This window comes from Paraburkholderia sp. BR10923, from assembly GCF_040948765.1.
GTDB lineage: Bacteria > Pseudomonadota > Gammaproteobacteria > Burkholderiales > Burkholderiaceae > Paraburkholderia > Paraburkholderia youngii.
On record NZ_JBFPKO010000009.1, the window covers coordinates 122942 to 146246 of the forward strand.

Below are 23305 nucleotides of genomic sequence, written 5' to 3' on the forward strand. Positions count from 1 at the left end.
TCAGCGTTCCTCGCGCAGCATGCGACGCAAATGGAACACGATATAGACGAGCATGATCGCGAACAGCACGACCGCAATCGCGGCGGAATAGCCTTCGCGGTAATACTTGATCGCCTCGTCGTACATGAAATAGGCGAGCACGGTGGAACTGTCGAACGGGCCGCCGCCGCTCATCACCGCGATCAGATCGAAGCTGCGCAGTGCTCCGATCACGGTCAGCACCACCGCCATGAAGGTGGCGGGCCGCAGTTGCGGCAGGATCACGTGCCACAGCAGTCGCAGCCCTTTCGCGCCTTCCATGCGCGCCGCCTCGACCACCTCGGGATTGATGCCGGTGAGTCCGGTCAGATACAGGATCATGCAGAACGGTGCCTGCGGCCACAGCGCGGCGAAGATGATGCCGAACGTGACCGTGTGCGGATCGCCGAGCACCGGAATGCCGCGACCGACGATCAACCGCAGCAGCCCGAACGTCGGATCGTAGAACCAGCTGAACACAAGGCCAACTACGACGCCCGACAGCACGAACGGCGCGAAAAACAGCGATTTCACGACGCGCATGCCGCGCACATGCTGGTTCAGATACAGCGCGAACAGCAGACCGAGAGGCGGCGCGAGCAGAAACAGCGCAAGCCAGATCAGGTTGTTCTTCAGCGCCGTGTAGAACGTATTGGACTGAAACAGCTCGACGTAGTTGGCAAGACCCGCGAAGGTCTTCGGCGTCATGCCGTCCCAGTTGTAGAAGCTCAGCGAAATACTGCTGATGATCGGATAGATCACGCACAGCGTGAACAACGCACAGCCGGGCAGCAGAAAGGAAAACGCTGCGCGATGCTGATGACGGCGCGTCGTCGAGACGCGACGGTGCCGCGCCGCGGGCAGGCGGCGCGCTGCGGTATGAGACATGGAACGGCCTCGTCGGAAATCGAAGGCGGACTTGATCCGGAAGCAGGACCCGGAAGCGGGACCCGCAAGCCGGCCGCACTCACGCGGCCGGCGCCGTGGGACTCACTTCTGGTAGATGCGCTTGCGGGTCGCTTCGAGATGAGCGAGCACGCTGTCGAGTTGCGACGGATCGCTGTAGAACTGCTGCATGGCCTTCATGCCTTCGTCGGCCATTTCCTTCTGCATGTCGCGATCGTAGAACTGCGCGATGCCGCCCTTCGTGTTCGCGAGCGTCTGGAAGCCGACCTTCGAGATCGCGTCTTCAGGCGGAGCGGCCTGGCTGTTCGACGGCAACTGTCCCCAGCCCTTCGCGAGTTCCGCGTTGATCTTCGGCGTCTCCATGAACGCGAGCAGCTTGCGCGCGTCGGCCTTGTTCTTGGCCTTCGCCGGAATCAGCAGCACGTTGACGGGACCGTCTTCTGCCATCGGCACGTTTGCGTCGATCACCGGGAAGCGGAAGAAGCCGATCTGATCCTTGATCGACGGCGGGAAGCTCGCCGAGAAGAACGTGCCCATCAGCATCATCGCGGCCTTGCCGTTGTTCAGGATCGGGCCGATCGAATCGACGTCGTACGACAGCGCGTTGTCGATGAAGTCTTTGTTGTCGAGCAGCGTCTTCCACGTCGTGTAGACCTTCTTCACGCGCGGATCGGTGTACGGAATTTCGCCGGCCATCAGCTTCTGATGGAACTCGTTGCCGTTGATGCGCAGATCCAGATAGTCGAACCACGCGGCCAGCGTCCAGCTATCACGTGCGGCCACCGCGATCGGCGCGACACCGATCGCCTTCAACTTCCTGTTGGCTTCGAGCAGTTCGTCCCACGTTTTCGGCTCGCTCTTGATGCCGGCCTTCTCGAACAGATCCTTGCGATAGAAGAAGCCGTACGCGTCATAGCCGAGCGGCGCCGCATACTGCTTGCCCTTGTACGTCGATGCGTCCTTGACCGACGCATACTGCTGCGACCAGCCGTTCTTCGCCCAGTCCGAGCTCAGATCTTCGAGCAGACCACGTTGCGCGTAATAGGCCATCCGCTCGCCGTCGTGCCACGACACGACATCGGGCGGATCGGTCGCGAGCCAGCCGCCCATCTGCACCTTGTACGCTTCCTCGGTCACATAGGTGATTTTCAGGTCGATGTCGGGATTGGCTTTCTTGAACTGATCGAATGCGTCCTCCCAGGTCGAGCGCTGATTACCGCGCGCCGATACGTTGACGTTCAGCGTAGCCGCGTCGACCCCGGCACTGCCGAGCGCGCCGGCTAGCACGGCGGCGGCGATCGATACCTGGGCAAGACGGCGAAGGCGAAGAGCAATCATCTGTGTCTCCTTGTCTACCTTGTTGACCGGCTACGCAGCGTGGCCGGCGATGTAACCCGCTCTATGGCGGAATTCGGTCAGGCGGCCGCGCGTTCCGGTTCGAACGTGCTACGCCGCAGCGCGAGCCCCTGTTCGTCGAACAGATGGCAAGCAGCGGGCGGCACGTGAACGCGGATGCGTTCGCCAGCGACGAGCGGCGTATCGCCGGGCGCTTTCGCGATCAGCGTGCCGCCTGCATGGTCCGCGTGGATATAGCTGTGCTCGCCGAGCCGCTCCGACAGCACGGTCGCGCACTGAATGAACTGTTCATCGCCGTCGAGCCGCAGATGCTCCGGGCGCACGCCGAGCGTGACGCGCTGGCCGCGTTGCAGTCGTTCTCCATCGACGTCCGCGACGAGCTTTTGCGCGCCCGCCGCCAGCGCCACCGTCACGCGGCCCGGCTCGATCGATTCGACCGCTGCATCGATGAAGTTCATGCGCGGCGAGCCGATAAAGCCCGCGACGAAGCGCGACTTCGGGTGGTGATACAGCTCGAGCGGCGCACCGCTCTGCGCGATGCTGCCGAAGCGCTCGGCATCCGCGCCCGCATGCAGCAGCACGATGCGATCGGCGAGCGTCATCGCTTCGACCTGATCGTGCGTGACGTACACCACGCTCGCGTTCGCGAACCTCTGATGCAGACGCGCGATCTCGACGCGCGTCTGACCGCGCAGCGCGGCATCGAGATTCGACAGCGGCTCGTCGAACAGAAACACGCCCGGCTCGCGCACGATCGCGCGGCCGATCGCGACGCGCTGCCGCTGGCCGCCCGACAGCGCTTTGGGATGCCGGTTGAGCAGGCCGTCCAGTTGCAGAATCCGCGCGGCTTCACGCACCTTGCGCTCGATCACGTCCTTCGGCTGCTTCGCGAGCTTCAATCCGAACGCCATGTTGTCGAACACGGTCATGTGCGGAAACAGCGCATAGCTTTGGAACACCATCGCGACGCCGCGCTCGGCGGCCGGCACGTCGTTGACGAGTCGCCCGCCGATATGCAGCTCGCCCCCGCTGAGGTCCTCGAGACCGGCGATCATCCGTAGTAAGGTTGACTTGCCGCAGCCCGACGGGCCCAGGAACACGCAGAACTCATGCTGCGCGATCTCCAGATTCACGCGCCGGATCACCGGCGGATGGTCGCCGTAGGCCTTTTGCACATCGCTCAAACGAATCGTCGCCATGCTGTCTCCGTCTTGATTTAACCGCTTAAATTTTCGCCGAAATAAAACGCCCGGGCCTTGTGCGGGCGGCATTTAATCGCTTAAATTCGAGTTCGACGGAAAAAGTCATGGCAGGGTGTCTCCGTTACGTTTTTGAGAAAGTTAGCAATCTCGCGGGTCGTTTGCAACATTTGAATTGACCTCCCTAAATCTGGGATAACCCAACATGGTCACGTTGTCCGAAGTCGCGAAACGCGCGCAGGTTACCGCCGCCACCGTCTCCAACGTGCTGCGCAATCGCGAGAAAGTCCGCCCTGAAACGGCTGAGCGCGTGCTGCAGGCGATAGCCGAACTCGGCTATCGGCCGAACCTGAATGCGCGAGCGCTCGCCGAAGGCCGCTCGTCGACGCTCGCACTGATGCTGTCGAACATCTCGAACCCGTTCTATCCGGAGTTCGTGCTCGCCGCCGAGCGCGCGGCGCGCAAGACCGGCCACTTCCTGATGGTTTGCAATACCGACGACGACGCCGAAATCGGCCGCGCGTATCTGAATCAGATCGCCGGCACGCTCGCCGACGGCGTGCTCGTGATGAACACGGACATCACGATCAACGATCTGTGCGCATCGGCGACACATAGCGCGCCGATTCTGCTTGCGATGTGGGAGCACCCAGAGTCGCCGCCCGCGCTACCGTGCATCGCGGTCGACTTCGCGCGCGCGGGCGAATTGGCCGCGCGGCATCTGCTCGGACTCGGCCATCGCGAGATCGGCTTGCTGATCGGCGACGGCTGCGGCGGCTTGCAGGACGCGCGCTCGAACGGTTTTCGGGCGGCGATGCGCGCGGCCGGCATCGAAGCCGACGCGGCCGCAGTGCTGCAAATTCGCGACTCGATCGACGCCGGCTTCGCCGCCTGCATGGAGCTGATGGCGAACCGCCCGCAACTGAGCGCGATCTTCGCGACCAACGACCTGCTCGCGATCGGCGCGATCCAGGCGTTGATCACGCTCGGCCGCTCGGTTCCCGGCGACGTGTCGGTGATCGGCATCACCGACATTCAGCTCGCGCATCAGGTGCATCCGGCGCTGACCACGGTCGCGATTCAAACCGCGGCTGTCGCGGAGTTGTCGATCCAGAGTCTGATCCGTTTGATCCAGACGCCGGAGCGGCAGCCGTCGATGGTGCTCGGGCCGCCGCCCGAGCTGGTGGTGCGTGCTTCGACCGGGCCGCGCAGGAAACGCTGACGCGCCTTAGCTAGCTCGCTCCACCGCCATCAGCGTGACGATACTTTCCTCGGGTCTGTCGATTCATTCGACGATGTTGAAATCGGCAAGATACTTGTCGCTCAACTGGATGCCCAGGCCCGGCACGTCGTCCGACAGTTGCAGATAGCCATTTTCCGGTTGCGGCTCGCCTTCGAAGATGTAGTAGAACAATTCGTTGCCCACTTCGACGTCGAACACAGGGAAGAACTCCGACATCGGACTCGCGGTGCTCGACATCGTCAGGTGATAGTTGTGCATCTGCCCCGCGTGAGGGATAACCGGCACCGACCACGCTTCGGCCATCGCATTGATCTTGCGCGCCGCCGTGATGCCGCCCACGCGATTCGTGTCGTACTGGATCACGTCGATCGCGCGGCGTTCGAGCAGATCCTTGAAGCCGTAGCTCGTGAACTCGTGCTCGCCGCCCGACACCGGCATCAGGTTCATCTTCTTCAGCTCCTGATAGCCTTCGATGTCGTCGCCGATCACCGGCTCCTCGATCCAGCGCGGATTGAATTCTGCGAGGCGCGGCAGCATTCTGCGCGCGTATTCGAGCGTCCAGCCCATATAGCATTCGAGCATGATGTCGACTTCGTCGCCGGCCAGTTCACGCAACAGACGCACTTGTTCGATGTTTTTCGCCATGCCTTTCGGGCCGTCTTTCGGGCCGTAGCCGAAGCGCATCTTCATCGCGGTGAAGCCGCTGTCCAGGTAGCCTTGTGCTTCGCCGAGGAACGCATCGCGGTCGTCGTTGTTGTAGAGCTTCGACGCGTAACACCAGATCTTTTCTTTCGTGCGGCCGCCGAGCAGCTTGAACACCGGCTTTTTCACGGCCTTGCCCATGATGTCCCACAGCGCGATATCGATCGCGGAGATCGCCGCCATGCCGATGCCTTTGCGGCCCCAGGCGAGCGTGCGGCGATACATCTTCTGCCAGATGTACTCGTTGTCGAACGGATCTTCGCCGATCGCGATCGGCGCAAGGTATTCGTCGATGATCTGCTTCGCGATGCGCGGCGCGAGCGCGCAATTGCCGATGCCCACCGTGCCGTCGTCGCATTCGACTTCGACGACGAGCCAGCCGTGAAAGCGGAATGAACCCATCGCGTCGCCGCGCTCGTACAGAATATCGACCGCGTTCGTGCAGAAATGCGCTTGCGGCGGGACGACTTTGCCTTTCCACTCGAAAACACGCGTACGGATATGCTTGATCTTCATGTTCGACGATTTCCTTCTGAGAGTCGGTGAGTCAGTGGCCCGTGCGTTCGCTGAGCGGGCTATTGCGATGAGAGACGGAACTGGAAGCGGCAGCGGACGTGAAGCGGAACGTCAGCAGCAGCAATGCGCCGATCAGGCCGACCACCGCGAGCGAGAACATCCCCGCCTGCGACGAGCCGATCGCGCGCTCGGCCAGCCCCTTCAGGTTCGGTGCGACGAAGCCGCCGAGATTGCCGATCGAATTGATCAACGCGATGCCGCCCGCGGCCGCGGCGCCGCCCAGGTAACCGGTGGGTAGCGTCCAGAACAGCGGCTGCACGCAGACGAAACCGATCGCGGCGAAACAGAACGCGGCAATCGCCAGCGTCACCGACGACGTCATCGCGGACGCGGCAATGCCGATCGCCGCGAGCGCGAGCATCGCAGCGGCCCAGATACGGTGATGACCGTGACGGTCGGCGTAGCGCGTCACGCAGAACGTCCCGATGATCGCGGCGATCCACGGAATCGCGGTCAGCAGTCCGACCTCGACGCCGACGTGGCCACCGCTTGCGAGCCCGGCGATGCGCGTCGGCAGATAGAACACGACACCGTACACGCTCATCTGCACCGCAAAGTAGATCAGGCCGCAGAACAGCACGCGCGAATCGCGCAGCGCCGCCAGCACCGAAGCCGGACCATGCTCGAGCTTCTGGCGGTCTTCCTGGCGCAATGCGTGATCGAGCGCATCACGCTCATCGGCATGGAGCCAGCGCGCCTCGACGGGCCGGTCGGTCAGATAGAAGTAAGCGACGACACCCACCACCGACGCCGCGAGCCCCTCGACGACAAAGAGCCACTGCCACGGATGCATGCCAAAGGGATTGCCCGCATCGAGCAGCAGACCCGATATCGGGCTGCCGAGCAACAGCGCGAGCGGGAAGCCAAAATAGAACATCCCCATCGTCTGCGAGCGCGTTTTCGCGGGAAACCAGTTTGACAGGAACAGGATGATGCCGGGGAAGAAACCGGCTTCGGCGATGCCGAGCAGCGTGCGCAGCACATAGAAGCTCGTGGCGCTGTCGACGATGGCGGTGCACGCGGACACGATGCCCCACGTGACCATGATGCGGCTCATCCAGACGCGCGCGCCGAAGCGGTACATCAGCAGATTGCTCGGCACTTCGAACACCGCATAGCCGACGAAGAAAATGCCGGCGCCGAAGGCGAACGCCGCGTCGCTCAAGCCGGTGTCGGCCTGTAGCACGTTCTTCGCGAAGCCGACGTTCGCGCGGTCGATGAACGCCAGTACGTACATCAGGATCAGAAAAGGCAGCAGCCTCGTGCGCGCTTTGGTAATCGCGCTGTCGAGCGCGGGGCTCGCGGTCATCGTCATGCGTCGTCTCCAGTTTGGTCTTGTCAACGCGAAAGGCGTCGCGATTGCCGTTCGGCGATAAGCGCTAGTGTGCGAAACTATCCGATAACTGACCACTGAATAATTCGTATCGGCCGATTCCTTAAAGTTATCGCTCATGATCCCGCCCGCCTCCACCATCCGCAAGCGTCTGCGCCTACGTCATCTGCAACTGATGGTCGCGCTGTCGGAAACCGAATCGCTGCGGCGCGCCGCGGACGATCTCGCGATGACCCAGCCCGCAGCGACCAAGGCCTTGCAGGATCTCGAAGACACGCTCGGTGTATCGCTGTTCGTGCGACATGCGCGCGGCATGGAGCCGACGATCTTCGGCGAGGCCGTGATGCGCTATGCGCGTGTCGTGTTCGAGGATCTCGACGAGCTGCGCGAGGAGTTGGCCGGCATCGAGGCCGGCGACATCGGCAAGGTACGCATCGGCGCGGTGATGGCGCCGTCGCCCGAACTGCTGACGCACACGATCGTCAAGCTGAAGGAGGCGCATCCGCGCCTGCAGATGGCGGTCACGATCGACACCAGCGACGTGCTGGTGCAGTCGCTGCAACAGGATCAGCTCGATATAGTGATCGGTCGGATTCCCGATGGTTTTCCGGCACTCGACCTGAGCTTCGAGACGTTGGCGGAAGAGGCGCTGTCGATCGTCGTGCGGCCCGATCATCCCGCCGTGAAAGCAGGCAAACAAGCTCGGACGCCGCCGAAGCTCGCGGACCTTGCGCGCTATCCGTGGATCATCCAGCCGCATCCGAGCCCGATGCGCCAGGTCATCGATCAAACGTTTCGCGAGTCGCGCGTCGCGCCGCCGGTCAGCACGGTCGAGACGTCGTCGATTCTGACCACGCTGTCGTTGCTGCGCGATTCGGACATGCTCGCCGTGCTGCCGAGTTCGGTCGCGCAGTACTACGTCGCGCTCGATGCGATTGCCGCGGTCGCGACGCCGTTGCGCGGCCGGCTCGCACCATATGGGCTGATTCTGCGCAGAAACCGGCGCGTCACGCCGGCGATGCAACTGGTCATCGATTCGATTCGTGCGGCGTGAGGGCTTCTGTGAAGCGCTGCTATTCGACGTCTCGGAGGAGAAGAACTATTTCATCGTCCTGTTCACAGTCGGCACAAATTCATCGCGTCCCTCTCCAATCCTTGTTACCGACCTCTTCGAAGTAACCGATTGACTGCAGCACATTTTGGAATTTTTGACGTTTCCATATCTTCGGGACAAGACAGCCACTTATAGAACTCCAGTTCCTGCGAAGCGATATTTAAGCGGCATTCCGCAACCTGAAAACCCGTATCGGGAGCATAGCGATCACTCCACTCGTTAAACGAATAAGCAATCAATGTACAGTCCGATGACATTCTTTCATTCCAGATTCCAAAATTCTTGTCGAGAGCAATCTGCTTATCTCCAGTCGTACCTTTCCTGATGCCTCGATACAGCTTCTCTGCGTTCGCAAGAATTTTTTCTGTGTCGGCGTTGGTGCAGGCAAGAAAATCGTTTCGCGTTTTTGCCTTCTCTTCACATGCCGTATCCGCCAACGCTGAAATAGACGCCGATATCATCAGTACCGCCCCGATGGTTTTAACGGTTGTGGTCATAATTTCCTTCTTTGAAAAGATTGCCTTCTGAGCGACGACGCTTGATCAGTCCACGCGGCCGCACACCGCCAGCCATCGTGTAATCCAAAAATTTGGCCGGTACGCGGTCATAGTGACCCGAGTTAACAAGACTCAACAAGCCAGCGTTACCACTTGGAAGGTTATATACAAAGCAAACGAGCGCATCGTACTCGTACTGATATAGTGGAACGCGAATCTTTCTATTTAGAATGTGCTCAGGGTAATCAAGGTCAAGCAGCAACAATTCTCGGGCCTCGGCAATTGTTATGCCATTACGAAATTGCGCTTCAGACACCGCTCCTGATATTGGCCCCATATGAACCAGATGTCCATACCCAATAGTTGCATTACCTCCTTTACCTGCACCGTCGTTGTCGTACATATGTGGCTTGAAAGCTTCCCAGCCTGCAATGAAAGTTATCCCTTGCTGCGATATCTTCCATGGCTTGCAGAGTCTGCCCGAATGGACAGTCACGCATGAATTCGGATTGGTATTCGTTATCGCTGTTCCAAGTGCGTCGGGCATTACGCGTCCTCTCGGTGACCAAGATAAATAGATATGGATTGAGCGCCGTTCGTTTTGTAGCGTTTAGTGCGCCCCAAACCATCTGTAACGCCATGTACGAGCGAACCAGACGGCAGACGAACCGTGTAATACGTGTCGCGCATAGTCCGGTCGCCAGCATCTTTGAGTGTGTATTGCTCGTCGTGAGTCCGATCGTTCGACGTTAGCGCTGACTCTGCCTTGCGTTCGCGACAATTGCACGTCCATGCATATCCCAGGGCCTCGGCCATGGCGTAACCGGTTGGAAGCGAGCGGAGCTTATCGAATGGAAAGAACTCCCCAGTCTCGGCGTTCAAGGCCATTGCGGATGGCATTGGGGGAAAATTGGAATATATCGAATAGGTAATGCGGCAAACCCCGCATACTTCCTCCTCAACGCTCCAAGTGTTCTGCTGTCTCTGTTGCTCCATTGAAGTCCTCATCAGGTTTCGGGGTGATGCCCCGAGAATTGACACCTGAAACGGACCACGGTCAACCGTTTTAAATTGGGATAAGCCGTTTTTGACAACTATTTACAATGGTGTCGCGTTTCTTATTTTTATTGCATATCCTGCTTAGGCGGCGTGACTAGAAAAAGGCGGCATTGAGCCGCCCCCTGGTCGTCAGGAATTGACGGCCCCGGCACCGCATTGACGACCCATACACGCCCCGGCGACAATCTCGCGATTCATCGCGCGTTCGAATTCTGCCGCACCGGCGACCTGCTCGTGATCAATGATGCGACTCGCGACGCAGCGCAACCGGATGATGAACGGCTCATGAACCCCTTGCTACTAGCCACATGGCGCACTACCTGAACACTGCAACCCTTCTCGACCTCGCGCGCGCGGCGCAGCGGCGCCTGGAACAACAACGCGCCGCCGCGCCTTGCGAATGCACGCGCACTCCCCTCGACGGCTGGCAATCGCAACCGCTTTCACTCGACAAAACCTTGTTGGAGGAGATCGGCACGCTGATGCCGGAAGACGATCCCGAGCCGACCTTCAGCGAATATCTGCCCAATAAGACGAGCTACTGGTCGGCCGATGCGCCGATCGCGCCGCGCTATTTCCCGTACAACCGCTGCGGCGTATGGCAATGCTCGACGTGCGGGCGACTGTACTTGCGCTACGTCGAAGGCGGCGGTTACTTTGTCGACCGCAGGATTCGCGCGGTGAACGCGGATCTGATCGAGGAGGTGCCGCTGCCCGCGTAACGCGGTTTGCCATCGCCACGGTTCAGGCATCGTCCCTGTCCGCGCGCGCGACACCCAGCAGTTCCTTGACGCGCCGCGCGAGATTCGACAGCACGCTGTCGGGGCGCGCCGCAGCCTGCTGTCTATGCGGCATATGCTGCAGATCGTGCCAGTCGGTATCCAGCGCTCTGGCGTGACCGTCGGCGCTGAACGGCCATTCGAGCACCACCGCGCGCAAACGCGCGGCACGCGAGCTTCTGTCGGCGCGATCGATATACGCATTGATCGCCGACGCCTCGTGCCGCGCCGATTCCTCAGAATCGACGGCAATGAAGTCGTTCAGCCCTTCGATGTGGACGCACCATAACTGTTCGCTCACGTCGCGTCTCCCGCTGCGTTTATTGTCCTGCCCGGTCAGACCGGTGGCAGCCGTCCAAAGTCAGGTTCGGCCCTGAGCCGTTCCCAGTTCAGATCCGCGAAGCACGGGCCTTGCGTCGCCTCGCTGAATTTGACGTCGTTGTGCTTGCCGTTCCACTCCATCAACTTGACCTGGTCGTTCGCGTCGACCGTGAGATCCCAGCCGATGCAGCGCGCAAACGGAATCTTCCTGTGCAGGCGCAGCACGGTCGCCATGCATTTGTCGAAACACGGAATCTTCACGCCCGCAAAGTGCACGCCCGAGTCCGGATGCGCCTCCACCGCGCCCCAGTCGCTCATATACCCAAAGTCGCACAGTTCGCCCGTCTCGAGATTGACCGACACGCATATTTCGCGATTCGCCAGCACATGCGTATCTTCGGCTCTGCCGAGCCGCAAGTAGCAGGCTCGAACGGAAATGCGGCCGGCGTCGTCCACCACGGTCGTGAAGCGCAACGTCGCCACCGGTTTCGAAGCAAACGCAGTGAACAAACTGTGCTGGTCGATGAAAGTCTGAATCACGCCATTGCCGAGCGACCTGATGACCGCGGGGTCGAAGTTGGCACGGTCGAAGAAGTAGACACCATTGCCCTGTCCGGAACCGTCGAGCTTGAAGGCGACGCGCTCGGTATGTTCGAACACGACGTCCTTCACGTCGCGCTCGGGTACCACGACGCTTTTGTCCGTAAAGAACAGCCCGTTGGCAAAGTACGCCAGGTCCGGCAATTCGTCGCCGTCGAAAATCAGCCGTGAAATCGGCTTAAGGCTCGAAATCTTGCCGTACCAGCCTTTCAGATGCGGCACGACGACGATCCCATAGTAGTTGTCCGGAATCCAGCCTTCCTTGAATGTGCCGCAAAACGCGGTATAAACGCGCAGCCAGGGCGCGTAGACCGGGTCACCGAACACGTCCCGCGCATAGGCGTCCGCGAGCCGCAGGTTGTTCGGGTCGGCCTTGCCATATCTGCTTTCCAGTCGCTCCAATATTCTTCTCGCCTGCATGCCGTGATCGTGGTGAAAGCGGTAAAGCGAGACCCGCTTTGCTGATCGTCTCACTACGTTTTCAACTCCGGATAGCATCATGCTTAGTACGCGTTTGGATGATGAAGCCCCTTGAAAATCGTGGCCAGAATGATCTTCATGTCGAGCCAGAATGACCAGTTGCGCAGGTAGTACAGATCGTGTGCAACACGGCCTTCCATTTTTTCGAGGCGATCGGTCTCGCCGCGATATCCGTTGATCTGCGCCCAGCCGGTAATGCCGGGTTTGATCCGATAACGTTGAATATAGCCCGACACGATGTTCTGATAGAGATCGTCATGTTCGAGCGCATGCGGACGCGGCCCTACCACCGACATATCGCCGCGCAGCACGTTGAAGAACTGCGGCAGTTCGTCGAGACTCGTGCGGCGCAGGAACGCACCGACGCTGGTGATGCGTGGATCGCCGCGCGTCGCCTGTTCGAGAATGCCCGGCTTCTGCTCGTGCAAGCGCATCGTGCGGAACTTGTAGATCGTAAATACGCGGCCGTCGGCGCCTTTGCGGCGCTGCTTGAAGAACACCGGCCCGCGCGAACTCAGTTTGACGGCTATCGCGCAGCCCAGCAGGATCGGCGAGATCGCGATCAAAGCGACGAGCGCGAACAGACGGTCGAACAGGTCTTTCTGCACCAACGCCTTGGGCGGCAGCGGCGACGCGGCGAGATTGATCGTCGGCAAGCCGAGCAACTCGGTCATGCTGCCTTCGAACAGCGCAAGCGAGCGCACGTCGGGCATGAAGCGCACATTGATCAGGTCGTTGCGAAACTCCGCCACCAGCTTGAGAATCGCGCGCTCCTCGGTGAGCGGCAGTGCCAGCCACACTTCGCCGATCTGCTGCTCGCGCACGTAGCGAGCGAACGCGGACTGTTCTTCGAACACCTGCACCGACGGGTGCGGCGGCACGCAACACTCGGGGTGCAGGTTATACAACGCATTCGCCCGAAAGCCGGCAGCGGGCGAGGTCTCGATCTTGCGAATGATCTCGTCGCAATGATCGCCGCACGCCGCCACCGCGACCTGCTGCAAGTTCATCCCCGCATGGCGCATGCGGCCGAGCAGCGCATGCGTGACCAGCCGGCCGGACATCATCGCGGCGCCCGAAATGCCGGTCCAGTACACGAACCAGAGCCGCGACACGATGTCGATCCGGTGCAGCGAGAACATCAGCACCATCGCGCACGCCTGCACGACGAGCCAGCCGAGCGCCACCTGGCTCGCCAGCACTCTTTTCGAGCGGCCCCGCCAGGACTCGTATACGCCGAGCGCCGGAAAGACCGCGAGAGCAAACGCCGCGGCAAAAGCGACGAACGCGAAATAGAAGCTCCGTTGCGAGCCGCCGTCGAAGCGCACCTGTGAGGCCGCGAAGGCCCCAGCCACGATCATCGCGACGTCGAACGCTCTCGCCAGCAGACCAGTCAGCAATCGCATCACAGCCCCCTCATAGGACGTATCAGGTCGACTTCGTCGCATCAGCCACAACGCCCGTACTTGTCGTCGAAACGCACGATGTCGTCTTCGCCGAGATAAGTGCCGGACTGTACTTCGATGATCTGCAGCGGTACGCGGCCCGGATTTTCGAGCCGATGGCGAACACCTAGCGGGATGTAGGTCGATTCGTTTTCGCCGAGGAGAAACTGCTCTTCTCCACGCGTGACGAGCGCGGTGCCGCACACCACCACCCAATGCTCGGCGCGATGATGATGCATCTGCAACGACAGACGGCCGCCCGGCATCACGACGATGCGCTTCACCTGGAAGCGCTCGCCATGATCGATCGAGTCATAGAAACCCCACGGGCGGCGGACTTTTCTGTGAGCATCGGCTTCCGGTGACTTCTCGGCCCTGATCCTCGACACGAGTCCCTTGATGTCCTGCACATGCGAGCGATCCGCGACGAGCACCGCGTCGTCGGTTTCGATCACGATCATGTTGTCGGTGCCGACGCAAGCGAGAAGCCTGCCTCCTTGCGAGCGTGCGTAGGTCGCGGTGGCTCCTTCGAACAGCACGCGGCCGCTGGCCGCGTTACCGCACTCGTCCTTCTCCATCGCTTGCCACACGGCATCCCACGAGCCGAGATCGGACCACCCCGCTTCGAGCGGCACCACCACGCCCGAAAACGCCGACTCAGGTTTGCCTAGCTGTTCCATCACCGCATAGTCGATCGAGTCGGACGGCGAACCGAGAAACCCGTCGGCGTCCGGCATGATGCATTCTTCAGTCTTCTTCGCGTCGCGATACGCCTGAATGCAGGCCGTGTGCATGTCCGGCTGAAACTGCTGGATGACCGAGAGCCACACCGACGCCCGCACGACGAAGATGCCGCTATTCCACCAGTAATTGCCCGACGCGACGTACTGGGCCGCGAGTTCCGCCGCGGGCTTCTCCACGAAGCGCTCGATGCGACGCGCGCCGTCGGGCAATGCATCGCCGAGCCGGATATAACCGAAGCCCGTATCGGCCCGTTCGGGCGGCACGCCTAGCGTGACGATCGCGCCGTTGCGCGCATGCGTTGCGGCGATGTGGAGCGAGTGATGCAGCGCTTCCAGATTCGCGATCGCATGGTCGGCTGGCATCGCGACGAGGATCGCGTCTTCGTCTTCCGTGCATGCCGTCAGCGCGGCAAGCGTCAGTGCCGGCGCCGTATCGCGACGCGCGGGCTCGACCACGATCCGCGCGTTCACGCCGATCTCGCGCGCCTGTTCGTAAGTGGCGAAATAATGCTCGGTGCCGCATACGATCACCGGATCGGCCGCGACGTTCCATGCGGCATCGAAGCCCGCCATGCGCCCCATGGTCGCTTGCAGCAAAGTCTGCTTACCGATCACGTCGATCAGTTGCTTGGGAAACTGTTCGCGCGACACCGGCCACAACCGGGTGCCGGAACCACCGGCGAGAATCACCTGCACGAGCGTCGGGAAATCCGACTCGGCGGCATCCTGTCGTATCGTTTCGACATCCACTGCGGCGGCTGCCGCGGTAACCTTACCCATCGCAAACTCCTTCGCATTGAAACCGGCTCGGGAACGCGTCTTCCTGGACGACACCGAACGACGCGGTGTGCCGCGATCCACGCAAATACCGTCTGATGTGATTTATCGACAGGGCGTCCGCGTCAAACGGACCAGACCAGTAGTTCAGTTCACAGTGATAGAGGCACGCGCCGACGGCAAATCCGGCGCGAGCTGGAAGTACAGAAACTGACTGGCCGAATCGCAGTGGTCTGCTCGACAACGACGACCGGAAAACGATTTGAAAACGAAAGAACGAATGTGGCAACGACGTACATCGGATCTGGTCGACGTCGTGCCCCGATGGATTCATCATAGTGAGAGCGCCTTGCGACACAGGTCATCTGGCGCGAAGCGCGGAAGTTTTGGCGGCGCTCGCGGACCGGATTTCGCAAGCTTGCGAACGAGCTTGCACTTCTATTGCAGTGCGCACGATGGAAATAAGCAGCGACACGTGCTACCGTTTAATGAACGTCCCGTGGCATTCCTGTCAAAGACAAACAGCGGTGTGATCCCGCACGGCCACGCTGTAAGTCTTTCGCTGTTCTCAATCTCGCCATCATCCAGCGCATGGGCACAACCCCAACCGGCGCGCCATCCGTTTTTCTGGAGCTGCAATGGCCTATCTTTCGCTACTCGCACTGTTCATGACGGTCACGAACTTCGTGCCGCTCAGTGCGATCGGCTTCGTCCCGCTGCTATTGCTGGCATGGCGCTTTTACGGCCGCACCTATCCCGCGTTCATCACGCCGCTTACCGCTTTCACGGTGCTCGCGATCATCTCGACGTTGCTCTATGATCCGCAGTCGTTCCTCGAATTCGAGTTCTATCGGCGCGACGGCAATTTCTTCATCTCCTATCTGCCCATTTTTGCCGGTTGTGTGTATGCGCACCGCTGGGATATGAACAAGGTGCTGCGTTCGTTGTTCATCTTCGCAGTCGTCATCAATCTGCCGATGTACGCGTACTACATCGCCACGAACGGGCTGTTCAGCATCTTCATTCACCCTAACGACACCTTCGGCAGCTACTTCATTGCCCGTAACGCGGCCGGCGGCTTCCTGGCGATGCTGTTCTGTCTGGGTGTGGCGTGTTACCTGCAAAAGCGCAGCAAGCTGATAATGGCGCTGCTGTTCTGCACTACGCTGATGCTGTTTTCGACCTACAGCCGCGGCTCGCTGCTCGGCGCGGTGGCCGTTCTCCCCTACCTGTACTTTGGCCGCAAGCGCTGGATTCTCGGTACGCTGATCGCCGTGCTGCTGCTCGCCTCGGCCGCCATCGCGATCTACCATACGCAGCCGAACGTCGACTACATGGGCTACACATTCGCGATTCACGCCAACGACGCCAAGGTCAACAACCTCAACATCCGCTACGAGTGGCTATGGCCACGAGCGCTCGCGTATTTCGTGCAAAGCCCGCTCGTCGGTCTCGGCTTCGGCTCGTTCGACGACCATATCGGCAGCCTCACCTCGTACTTCCATCTGTTCGCGGTACCGTCCGACATCGTGATCGAGCACAGCGACTCGCACGCTCACAACTCGTACCTGAATATCCTCGCCGAGCTCGGCGTCGTGGGCTTGACGCTGATCCTCGCGTTCTTCTGGAAACTGGTGGAATGGAGCAAGCAGGGGGCGGCGTATGCCGCGTTGGTCGAGGGGGGCCGCCACTTCGCGGCGTTCCGCTTCGTCGAGATTTCGTCGGTATGCCTGCTGGTGATGTCGGCAACCGAGCATCGGCTGGTCACGCCGTCGAATGTATTGATTCTTTCTCTTGTAATCTCGCTGCTGCTAGCCGCGCGTCCGCTCGCGGCCACCGCATTCAGGCCCGGCCCGCGCGGTGCGCGCAAGGCGGGCGTCGTGGGTGCGCGAGCTACCCAGCCCGTACCCCGGCGCCCGACTCACGGCGCAACGTCGGCAAGATGACGTTCTTCGGCCGGCAGCGACTGACTCGGCGCATAGGGAAGGAACTGCTCGACGCACGCATAGGGGAGCCGGGCATCGACGAAGCCCATCAGCGCCTTCTTGAAGTTCTCAGACGAAAAACGCTCGGCATTCTTGCGGCACACACGTGCATCGAATAAGGCGGCGTTGCTCTCGAAACGGCTAACGGCTTCGAGCAAGGAAGCGGTGCTTTGCTCGCCGAAGAAGACCCCGGTGGGCCGCTCGAGCGGCAATCCCACCACCGATTCAAGCGCGCCGCCGCGGCCGAAGGCAATCACCGGTGTACCGCATGCCTGCGCTTCGACCACGGAAATGCCGAAATCCTCTTCCGCCGCGAACACGAATGCACGCGCGCGCCGCAAATGATCGACCAGCACGTCGGACGGCTGATGCCCGAGGATCTTGACGTTGTCGCCGGCCACCGCTTTGATTTTCTTCATATCGGGACCGTCGCCGATCACGACCAGCTTGCGCTCGGGCGTCTGCGAAAAAGCCTGAACGATCAGATCAATACGCTTATAAGGCACCATCCGCGACGCCGTCACGTAGAAATCCTCTTTCTCCGTACCAATGGACATATTCGCCAGATCGACTGGCGGATAGATCACGGTCGCTTCACGCTGATAGGCCTTTCTGATTCGCCGTGCAATGAACTGGGAATTAGCAACGAGATGATCGACGCCGTTCGCAGAACGCGAATCCCAGCCGCGAATGTAATGAAGCAGCACTCGCGCCAACGCGGAGCGCAGTCCCCTGTCGAGGTGGGATTCGCGCAGGTACTGATGTTGCAGATCCCACGCATAGCGGATCGGCGAATGAATGTAGCTGATGTGCACCTGGTTCGGCCCGGTCAACACGCCTTTGGCAACCGCGTGGGAGCTCGAAATGACGAGATCGTAGCCGGACAGATCCACCTGCTCGATAGCAATCGGCATCAACGGCAAATAGGCGCGGTATCGTCTTCGCGCAAATGGCATCTTCTGGATGAAGGACGTATTGACGGACTTCCCCTTCACGCAATCGCGGTCTTCGAGAAAATCGACAATCGAAAAGACGTCCGCATCCGGGAAGCACTCGATGATGTTCTTCAATACTTTCTCGGCGCCGCCGGACACTACCAGCCAATCGTGAACAATAGCGACTTTCACTTCGACCTCCTGTGACAATCCACCCAAACTCCCGCACACCCACGCGCCACTTCAATCGTCTTTTGCGCCGCCCGCCTGCGTACGAAGCCCACACACCACCCGCACCCGCGCGAGCGCCCGCTCGGCGCCGGGCAACAGCCCGACCAGCTCGAGGCGAATCAGCACGCTGAGCAGCGTGACCGAGAGCGCTGCTTCGCCGATCACCCGAGCAGAGGCCATGCCAATCGCGCCGAAAGGCGGCGCGAGAACGAGCGCCGCCGCGAGATTGACCAGCGCCGAGGCGACGCCCGCAATCGCGAGTACCCGGTCATTCCTCCGCGGTACGAATACATAGAACGCGACGAACTCATTGAAGGCCGCGAACGGGAACATCCATGCAAATACCTGCAATACGTGCACACTCGGCTCGAACGCGGCGCCGAGAATCAGCGGCAACACGAAAGGCGAAAGCGTCAATGCGCCGCACAGCACGAGCACGCCATAGCCGAGCAGCAACAAGGCGCCGCGCCGCGTCGTTACATGCGCGCCCGCCTTGTCGCCCTGCGCGAGTTGCCGGGTTATCGTCGGAATAAAGACTTGCGCCGCGGGGGCCATCAGGCTCAGACCGATCGTCGCGAAACGCTCGGCCGCGCCGAAATAGCCGACCTCCGCGGGCGTCGAGAACAAGGTCAGCAAATACGTCGACGATGCCGTCAGCACGACCGAGCCCGACGAAAAGCAGAACAGCATCGTCGACCTGCGCACGAGCGGCAGGACGCCGGAAAACGCCAGACGCGGCCAACCGAGTTGCCACGTCGTCAAACCATACGCAATGACCAGCGACGCGACGCCCGCAATCAGCAGGCTCGCCAACACCCATACGGCGTCGTTCGGACCTTTGACGAGCGCCAGCACCAGCACGAGACTCAGCGCGAAGCCGAACACTTCGATCATGATCGGCGTGCGAATCTGCTGCCGCCCCTGAAACAGCCAGCCGAGATTGCACGCCGACACGATCCCTAGCAGGGTTGCGAGCATGCCGATCAGAGGCTGCTCCGCCAACAACGGTGAGCAGAACGTCGCAACGATGCCTATGCCCGCGCCAATCACGGCGAGTGTCAGCCGCGCGCTGACATGCAGCGAATAGATCGCATTGCATTCCTGAGTCGACTGCGCTTTCGCCACCTCGCGCATGCCGACGAAGGTGAAGCCGAAGCCGACGAACATCCATATCACGTTCATCAGCGACATCGACGCGAGTACCCGCCCGTATTCGGCCACGCCAAGCACCCTGCCATAGAACGGCACCACGATCATGAGGTACACATACCTCATGAAATAGCCGGCGTACACAAATACGATCAGGTTGGTGCTCGTTCGTCTATCCATGCCGTCCTCCTTCGCCTAGCGTCCTGCGACGCGACGGCGCGCAAGCGGGTTCGCGATATAACGCACCGCGAAATCCGACAGCGGCGAGTACGGCACGAGACACAGGCTCGACAGTACGAGGGTGCCGAGCTTCTTCTTCAGGCTCCAGAACGGATTTGCAATGATCGTGTGCAGATAGTTGCGCGAATCGCGGAGCATCCAGTGCCAACGCCTGAAAAACGTCGCGCGATAAACGGAAGAGCAGAATGTCGCTTTCTCGTGTGAAAAGTCGAGAAATGTGGCCGGTAATTCAATGTCGAGGCGGTCTTTTGCAATATTGCGCAGAATGGCCCAGCGCATGTTGAACGCGCGCGGCGCTTTCGTCAGTTGTTCCGAGTTTGCGAACGACACCGTTTCACTGCCCGCGTTATGCACACGGTAGCCGCCTAGCGACTTCGACAAAGTCGCGATCGGTCCAGCCAGCGCGACGCCATAGATCGCGTAAAAGTCCGCGCCATAGCGATTCACGCCCTCTTCGGGGACCGGGAAGATCTGCTTGAGCGCACTCACCCGGTAAGCGTTGCCAGACGCGGGCGGCGACGGATAGAGCCAACCGCCGCGCAGCAGACTGCTGCAGTCGGGGGGCGGCTCGCTATTCGGCACGTAGGCACCCGTCAATTCTCCATTGCTGTCCATCACGTCGAGGCGGAATTGCACCTTCGCCCACTCGCCGTGCTCGAAAAAGCGCATGACCTCGGTGACTGCGGATGGGTACAGCACGTCATCCGAATCGAGAAAGATCACAAACTCGGTGGTGAGCGACGCGATTGCATAGTTGTAGGCGGACACCTGTCCGCCATTTTTCTTGTACACCGACACGACGCGGTCGCCGTAGCCTTCGATGATCGCGCGTGACCCGTCGGTCGATCCATCGTCGACGATCATGACCGTGGTCGCCGGATAGTCCTGCGCGAGCGCCGAGTCGATCGCCGCCGCCAGATAGTGCTCGTAGTTGTAATTGCAAATCGCAATGGTGACCTGTTTCATGATGTGTCAACGCTATCCATCAGGTTCGGTCCGCCGGCTCCCGGCGGCCGCAAAGTTCGCGAAATCTCGCTATGCCACTGCCTGCGCCGCACTCCGTACCACCAGATAAGCCAGATGTTTGGGCGGATTGTTACCAGCACCATTCACCTTGTCGGGTACCTTGAATCGCACGTTCATCAAATCGTTGTCCCAACTCAATGCGACATTGTCCGGTGCGCTCGCCTCGCCATTCACCGCGTCGATGAAATCGGCCTTTACCGCATGCGAGCGCAGCGCCTGCAGCCCGCCGATGGAAATGTTCTGCCAGCCCGCGCTGCTGCTCACCTGCATCACCAGGTCGTTGCCGGAAACCAAAGCATTTGCAGCAACACCCGGACCGCATTGCAGCGGCTTCGAAAAACTCGCCAGATGCCCACCCACGGTTTGTCGCAACACGACCAAGCTTCGACCGGAAACGTTGTAGGTTCGTTCGGGCGGACCGGGATGCGTGAGACGATACGGTTCATAGCCCTCCCAGTGATAGATCATCGACAGGTACTTGTTCGGATCGTCCCAGTTCCTGCCCAGCGCCCACACCGCGAAGTCGAAGAAATAGCGCGGCAAATAGTGCGGGTCTTTCATGTACTCGTTGCCGATCTCGGTTTGCCAGATGCCGCGTGCGGGACCGTTCTTCACGTACCTCTGGTACAGCGGTTCCATGTCGGCGACCGGCAAATAGTGCGTGTCGATGTAGTCGACCCAATCGAGCATGCGCTCTTTCAATGCCGGACTGCGATATTCGAGCCAGCGGTAGAAGTTATCGAGGCCGCCCTGGTCGGGCCAGCCGCCATACACCACGAACGCGTGATGACTGCGAATGATGCGGGCGGCCGGAATATGAACCCGCTCGACGTAATCCTGCATCGCGCTCTCGTACGGTTTCGAGCGTTTTTCGTCCTTGCTGAACCCCGGGCCGCGCCAGAACACCGACTGCTGCAAGCCGCCGGACAATTTTCCAGCCGCCTCGTTCCAGATCTGGAAATAGCGCAGGTTATAAGGCGGCGCGGAATACTTGCGGACCACCGCGTCGACGTACTGCTTCCATGCATCCACGTCGACGGGTGCCGAATTGTTTTCGCCCGGCACGCTCGCATTCCATCTCGGCGTAAAGCCGAGCATCAGCAGCGAACCGATTCCATTGCGTTCATTTCGCAACAGTCTGGACGGCAGGTCGACATCGTACGCCGAGCTGGTTTTGTCGATGCGCATCGGCTCGCCGCGCCGATCAGGTTGGCCCGGGCCGACCGTGTCGCGCCCCCAGCTGATGCCCATCGCTCGCCACATCTCGATGTCGGCAACCGATCCGGCCCAGCCGTTCACGCCGATCAGATCGCTCATCATGCGGCCGCGCGCGCGCGCGGGCGCAGGGTCCTGTACCAACGCGAGAGCGGGCCTGATATCCGACAATGGCGTGGCCGCCCCCGCCGCCAACGCGGCGAGTGTGCGCAACGCACGTCTTCTGCCAGCACCGGTCTTGACGCGATCCATCGCTAGCTCGCTGACGCGCGCGGTGCCAGTTCAGGCAGCCGCTCGCCGGTCTTTACATCGAGGATTTCGAGCACTTGTTGCGCCGCGCGCTCCCAGCGAAACTCGCGCGCATGCAGCAGCCCAGCGCTGCGGTATTGTTGACGCAGATCGGCGTCGCTCATCATCTGCTCGATCTTTGCGGCGATGTCGTCCGCGGAGGCCGCGTCGCAGTACATCGCGGCATCCCCGCACGCTTCCGGTATCGACGTACGCGTCGACGCGATCACCGGACAGCCGCAATACATCGCTTCCAGAGGCGGCAGGCCGAAGCCTTCGTACAACGACGGAAACACGAGGCATCCAGCGTTCTGGTAGAGCCCCTTCAGCTCCTCGTCGGACACGAATCCGGCCCACACCACCTGCCGCGACTGCAGCGGATGCTCAACGCCCGCACTGCTGAAGATGCGCGGATACTGTTTTCCCACGATGACGAATTTCACGTCGCGCAGATGCCCGAGCCGCGCAATTGCGTCCAGCACGCCGCGCAGATTCTTGCGCGGGTCGAGACTGCCGACGATCACGCAATACGCGTCCTTGTTCAATTCGAGCCGTTGCAGCACCGACGGGTCGGCCACGATCCGGTCGAGATGATCCGCGCCGGGCGCCACCACTTTCACACGCGATTCGTCGATCTTCAGGTGATGGCAGATCCGCATTTTCGAATACGTCGACACCGTCAGAACGATCGGATGCGTGCGCGGCAATAGCGTGAAGACGATGCGATACCAGAGCCGGAATTTCCTCGAAAAGCCTTGCGGCACGTCGAAGACGGCCATGTCGTGAACCATCACGACCTGACTGTGCTTGAACAGCGGATTCGTATTGCACAGACTGAGCAGTGTGATCCCGCGAGCAGCGATCGGCAGCGTGATCTGCTCCCACAACGTGCCACGCAGCCACGGAAAGCGCCGCTGCGGTCTGAGCAGCGCCCCGGGCTCGACTGCGTTTTGTGGCACGAACAATTCCGGTTCGTCACCGGGCGCGGCGCGCATCTGCATGGCCCTCGTCAGCTCATACGCCACGCGTTGAACCCCCGTGATGGACTGCGAAGTAAACTTTCCGTTGATTGCAAAGGCCATCTGGTT

The 23305-nt window shown here is 60.8% G+C and carries 21 protein-coding genes and 1 pseudogene; 5 read left to right on the forward strand and 17 right to left on the reverse strand.

The genetic code is table 11. From position 1 onward, the window contains the following. The 3 genes from AB3X94_RS18840 to AB3X94_RS18850 all read right to left on the reverse strand — a co-directional run bounded on the left by AB3X94_RS18840 (position 1) and on the right by AB3X94_RS18850 (position 3479). Positions 1-906 (reverse strand): carbohydrate ABC transporter permease, encoded by a 906-nt coding sequence (locus tag AB3X94_RS18840; RefSeq protein ID WP_368612336.1) that lies wholly within the window; start codon positions 904-906, stop codon positions 1-3. Positions 907-1008: 102 nt separating this feature from the next. Then, a complete protein-coding gene (locus AB3X94_RS18845) occupies positions 1009-2262 on the reverse strand; it encodes an ABC transporter substrate-binding protein (RefSeq protein ID WP_368612337.1) in 1254 nt (417 codons plus the stop codon). A 77-nt stretch (positions 2263-2339) separates the two neighbouring features. Beyond that, positions 2340-3479 (reverse strand): ABC transporter ATP-binding protein, encoded by a 1140-nt coding sequence (locus AB3X94_RS18850; RefSeq protein WP_176107604.1) that lies wholly within the window; start codon positions 3477-3479, stop codon positions 2340-2342. 205 nt (positions 3480-3684) lie between these two features. Between AB3X94_RS18850 and AB3X94_RS18855 the strand changes: the two genes are divergently transcribed. Further along, positions 3685-4701 carry a LacI family DNA-binding transcriptional regulator gene (locus tag AB3X94_RS18855; RefSeq protein WP_176107603.1) on the forward strand — a complete coding sequence of 339 codons (1017 nt, stop codon included), beginning with the start codon at positions 3685-3687 and terminating at the stop codon, positions 4699-4701. Between the two features lie 63 nt (positions 4702-4764). On the opposite strand, the gene AB3X94_RS18860 is transcribed toward AB3X94_RS18855, so the two are convergent. Further along, on the reverse strand, positions 4765-5940 hold the full coding sequence (locus tag AB3X94_RS18860; RefSeq protein ID WP_368612338.1) for an L-rhamnonate dehydratase: 1176 nt from the start codon (positions 5938-5940) through the stop codon (positions 4765-4767). Positions 5941-5971: 31 nt separating this feature from the next. Next, positions 5972-7315, reverse strand: a complete 1344-nt coding sequence (locus AB3X94_RS18865; RefSeq protein ID WP_368612339.1) for an MFS transporter — start codon at positions 7313-7315, stop codon at positions 5972-5974. 136 nt (positions 7316-7451) lie between these two features. Between AB3X94_RS18865 and AB3X94_RS18870 the strand changes: the two genes are divergently transcribed. Next, positions 7452-8387 (forward strand): LysR family transcriptional regulator, encoded by a 936-nt coding sequence (locus AB3X94_RS18870; RefSeq protein WP_368612340.1) that lies wholly within the window; start codon positions 7452-7454, stop codon positions 8385-8387. A gap of 104 nt (positions 8388-8491) precedes the next feature. Here AB3X94_RS18870 and AB3X94_RS18875 read toward each other — a convergent pair whose 3' ends face one another. Genes AB3X94_RS18875 through AB3X94_RS18885 form a run of 3 tightly spaced genes read right to left on the reverse strand, consistent with a single transcriptional unit; the run spans position 8492 to position 9940 of the window. Then, positions 8492-8944 carry a hypothetical protein gene (locus AB3X94_RS18875; RefSeq protein WP_176107599.1) on the reverse strand — a complete coding sequence of 151 codons (453 nt, stop codon included), beginning with the start codon at positions 8942-8944 and terminating at the stop codon, positions 8492-8494. Continuing rightward, complete coding sequence (locus tag AB3X94_RS18880; protein ID WP_176107598.1) at positions 8928-9491, reverse strand: lysozyme; 564 nt, start codon at positions 9489-9491, stop codon at positions 8928-8930. The genes AB3X94_RS18875 and AB3X94_RS18880 overlap by 17 nt, the downstream gene beginning before the upstream one ends. After that, positions 9491-9940 (reverse strand): hypothetical protein, encoded by a 450-nt coding sequence (locus AB3X94_RS18885; RefSeq protein WP_368612341.1) that lies wholly within the window; start codon positions 9938-9940, stop codon positions 9491-9493. The genes AB3X94_RS18880 and AB3X94_RS18885 overlap by 1 nt, the downstream gene beginning before the upstream one ends. A 210-nt stretch (positions 9941-10150) precedes the next feature. Between AB3X94_RS18885 and AB3X94_RS18890 the strand changes: the two are divergent. Beyond that, positions 10151-10243, forward strand: a pseudogene (locus AB3X94_RS18890) (RraA family protein); the annotation flags it as partial. Positions 10244-10311: 68 nt separating this feature from the next. Beyond that, positions 10312-10725, forward strand: coding sequence for a hypothetical protein (locus AB3X94_RS18895; protein WP_176107596.1), 414 nt, complete (start codon positions 10312-10314; stop codon positions 10723-10725). Between the two features lie 22 nt (positions 10726-10747). On the opposite strand, the gene AB3X94_RS18900 is transcribed toward AB3X94_RS18895, so the two are convergent. Genes AB3X94_RS18900 through AB3X94_RS18915 form a run of 4 tightly spaced genes read right to left on the reverse strand, consistent with a single transcriptional unit; the run spans position 10748 to position 15151 of the window. After that, on the reverse strand, positions 10748-11083 hold the full coding sequence (locus AB3X94_RS18900) for a hypothetical protein (RefSeq protein WP_176107595.1): 336 nt from the start codon (positions 11081-11083) through the stop codon (positions 10748-10750). A gap of 35 nt (positions 11084-11118) precedes the next feature. Next, complete coding sequence (locus AB3X94_RS18905) at positions 11119-12204, reverse strand: sugar-transfer associated ATP-grasp domain-containing protein (protein WP_176107594.1); 1086 nt, start codon at positions 12202-12204, stop codon at positions 11119-11121. A gap of 2 nt (positions 12205-12206) precedes the next feature. Further along, complete coding sequence (locus AB3X94_RS18910; protein ID WP_368612342.1) at positions 12207-13589, reverse strand: undecaprenyl-phosphate glucose phosphotransferase; 1383 nt, start codon at positions 13587-13589, stop codon at positions 12207-12209. Positions 13590-13630: 41 nt separating this feature from the next. Beyond that, entirely contained in the window at positions 13631-15151 is a 1521-nt protein-coding gene (locus tag AB3X94_RS18915) for a mannose-1-phosphate guanylyltransferase/mannose-6-phosphate isomerase (RefSeq protein WP_176107592.1), read from the reverse strand. 635 nt (positions 15152-15786) lie between these two features. On the opposite strand from AB3X94_RS18915, the gene AB3X94_RS18920 reads away from it, so the two are divergent. Further along, positions 15787-17094, forward strand: a complete 1308-nt coding sequence (locus tag AB3X94_RS18920) for an O-antigen ligase family protein (RefSeq protein ID WP_368612343.1) — start codon at positions 15787-15789, stop codon at positions 17092-17094. On the opposite strand, the gene AB3X94_RS18925 is transcribed toward AB3X94_RS18920, so the two are convergent. The 5 genes from AB3X94_RS18925 to AB3X94_RS18945 all read right to left on the reverse strand — a co-directional run bounded on the left by AB3X94_RS18925 (position 17070) and on the right by AB3X94_RS18945 (position 23299). Next, positions 17070-18260, reverse strand: a complete 1191-nt coding sequence (locus tag AB3X94_RS18925) for a glycosyltransferase family 4 protein (RefSeq protein ID WP_176107590.1) — start codon at positions 18258-18260, stop codon at positions 17070-17072. The two genes, AB3X94_RS18920 and AB3X94_RS18925, sit on opposite strands and share 25 nt — an antisense overlap. 51 nt (positions 18261-18311) lie before the next feature. Further along, on the reverse strand, positions 18312-19628 hold the full coding sequence (locus AB3X94_RS18930) for a lipopolysaccharide biosynthesis protein (RefSeq protein ID WP_176107589.1): 1317 nt from the start codon (positions 19626-19628) through the stop codon (positions 18312-18314). A gap of 15 nt (positions 19629-19643) precedes the next feature. After that, complete coding sequence (locus AB3X94_RS18935) at positions 19644-20654, reverse strand: glycosyltransferase family A protein (RefSeq protein WP_176107588.1); 1011 nt, start codon at positions 20652-20654, stop codon at positions 19644-19646. 69 nt (positions 20655-20723) lie between these two features. Then, a complete protein-coding gene (locus AB3X94_RS18940; protein ID WP_176107587.1) occupies positions 20724-22181 on the reverse strand; it encodes a hypothetical protein in 1458 nt (485 codons plus the stop codon). A gap of 2 nt (positions 22182-22183) precedes the next feature. Further along, the gene (locus tag AB3X94_RS18945) at positions 22184-23299 is read right to left on the reverse strand and encodes a glycosyltransferase family 1 protein (RefSeq protein ID WP_176107586.1); all 1116 of its coding nucleotides are present in this window, start codon (positions 23297-23299) and stop codon (positions 22184-22186) included. Between the last annotated feature and the right edge of the window lie 6 nt (positions 23300-23305).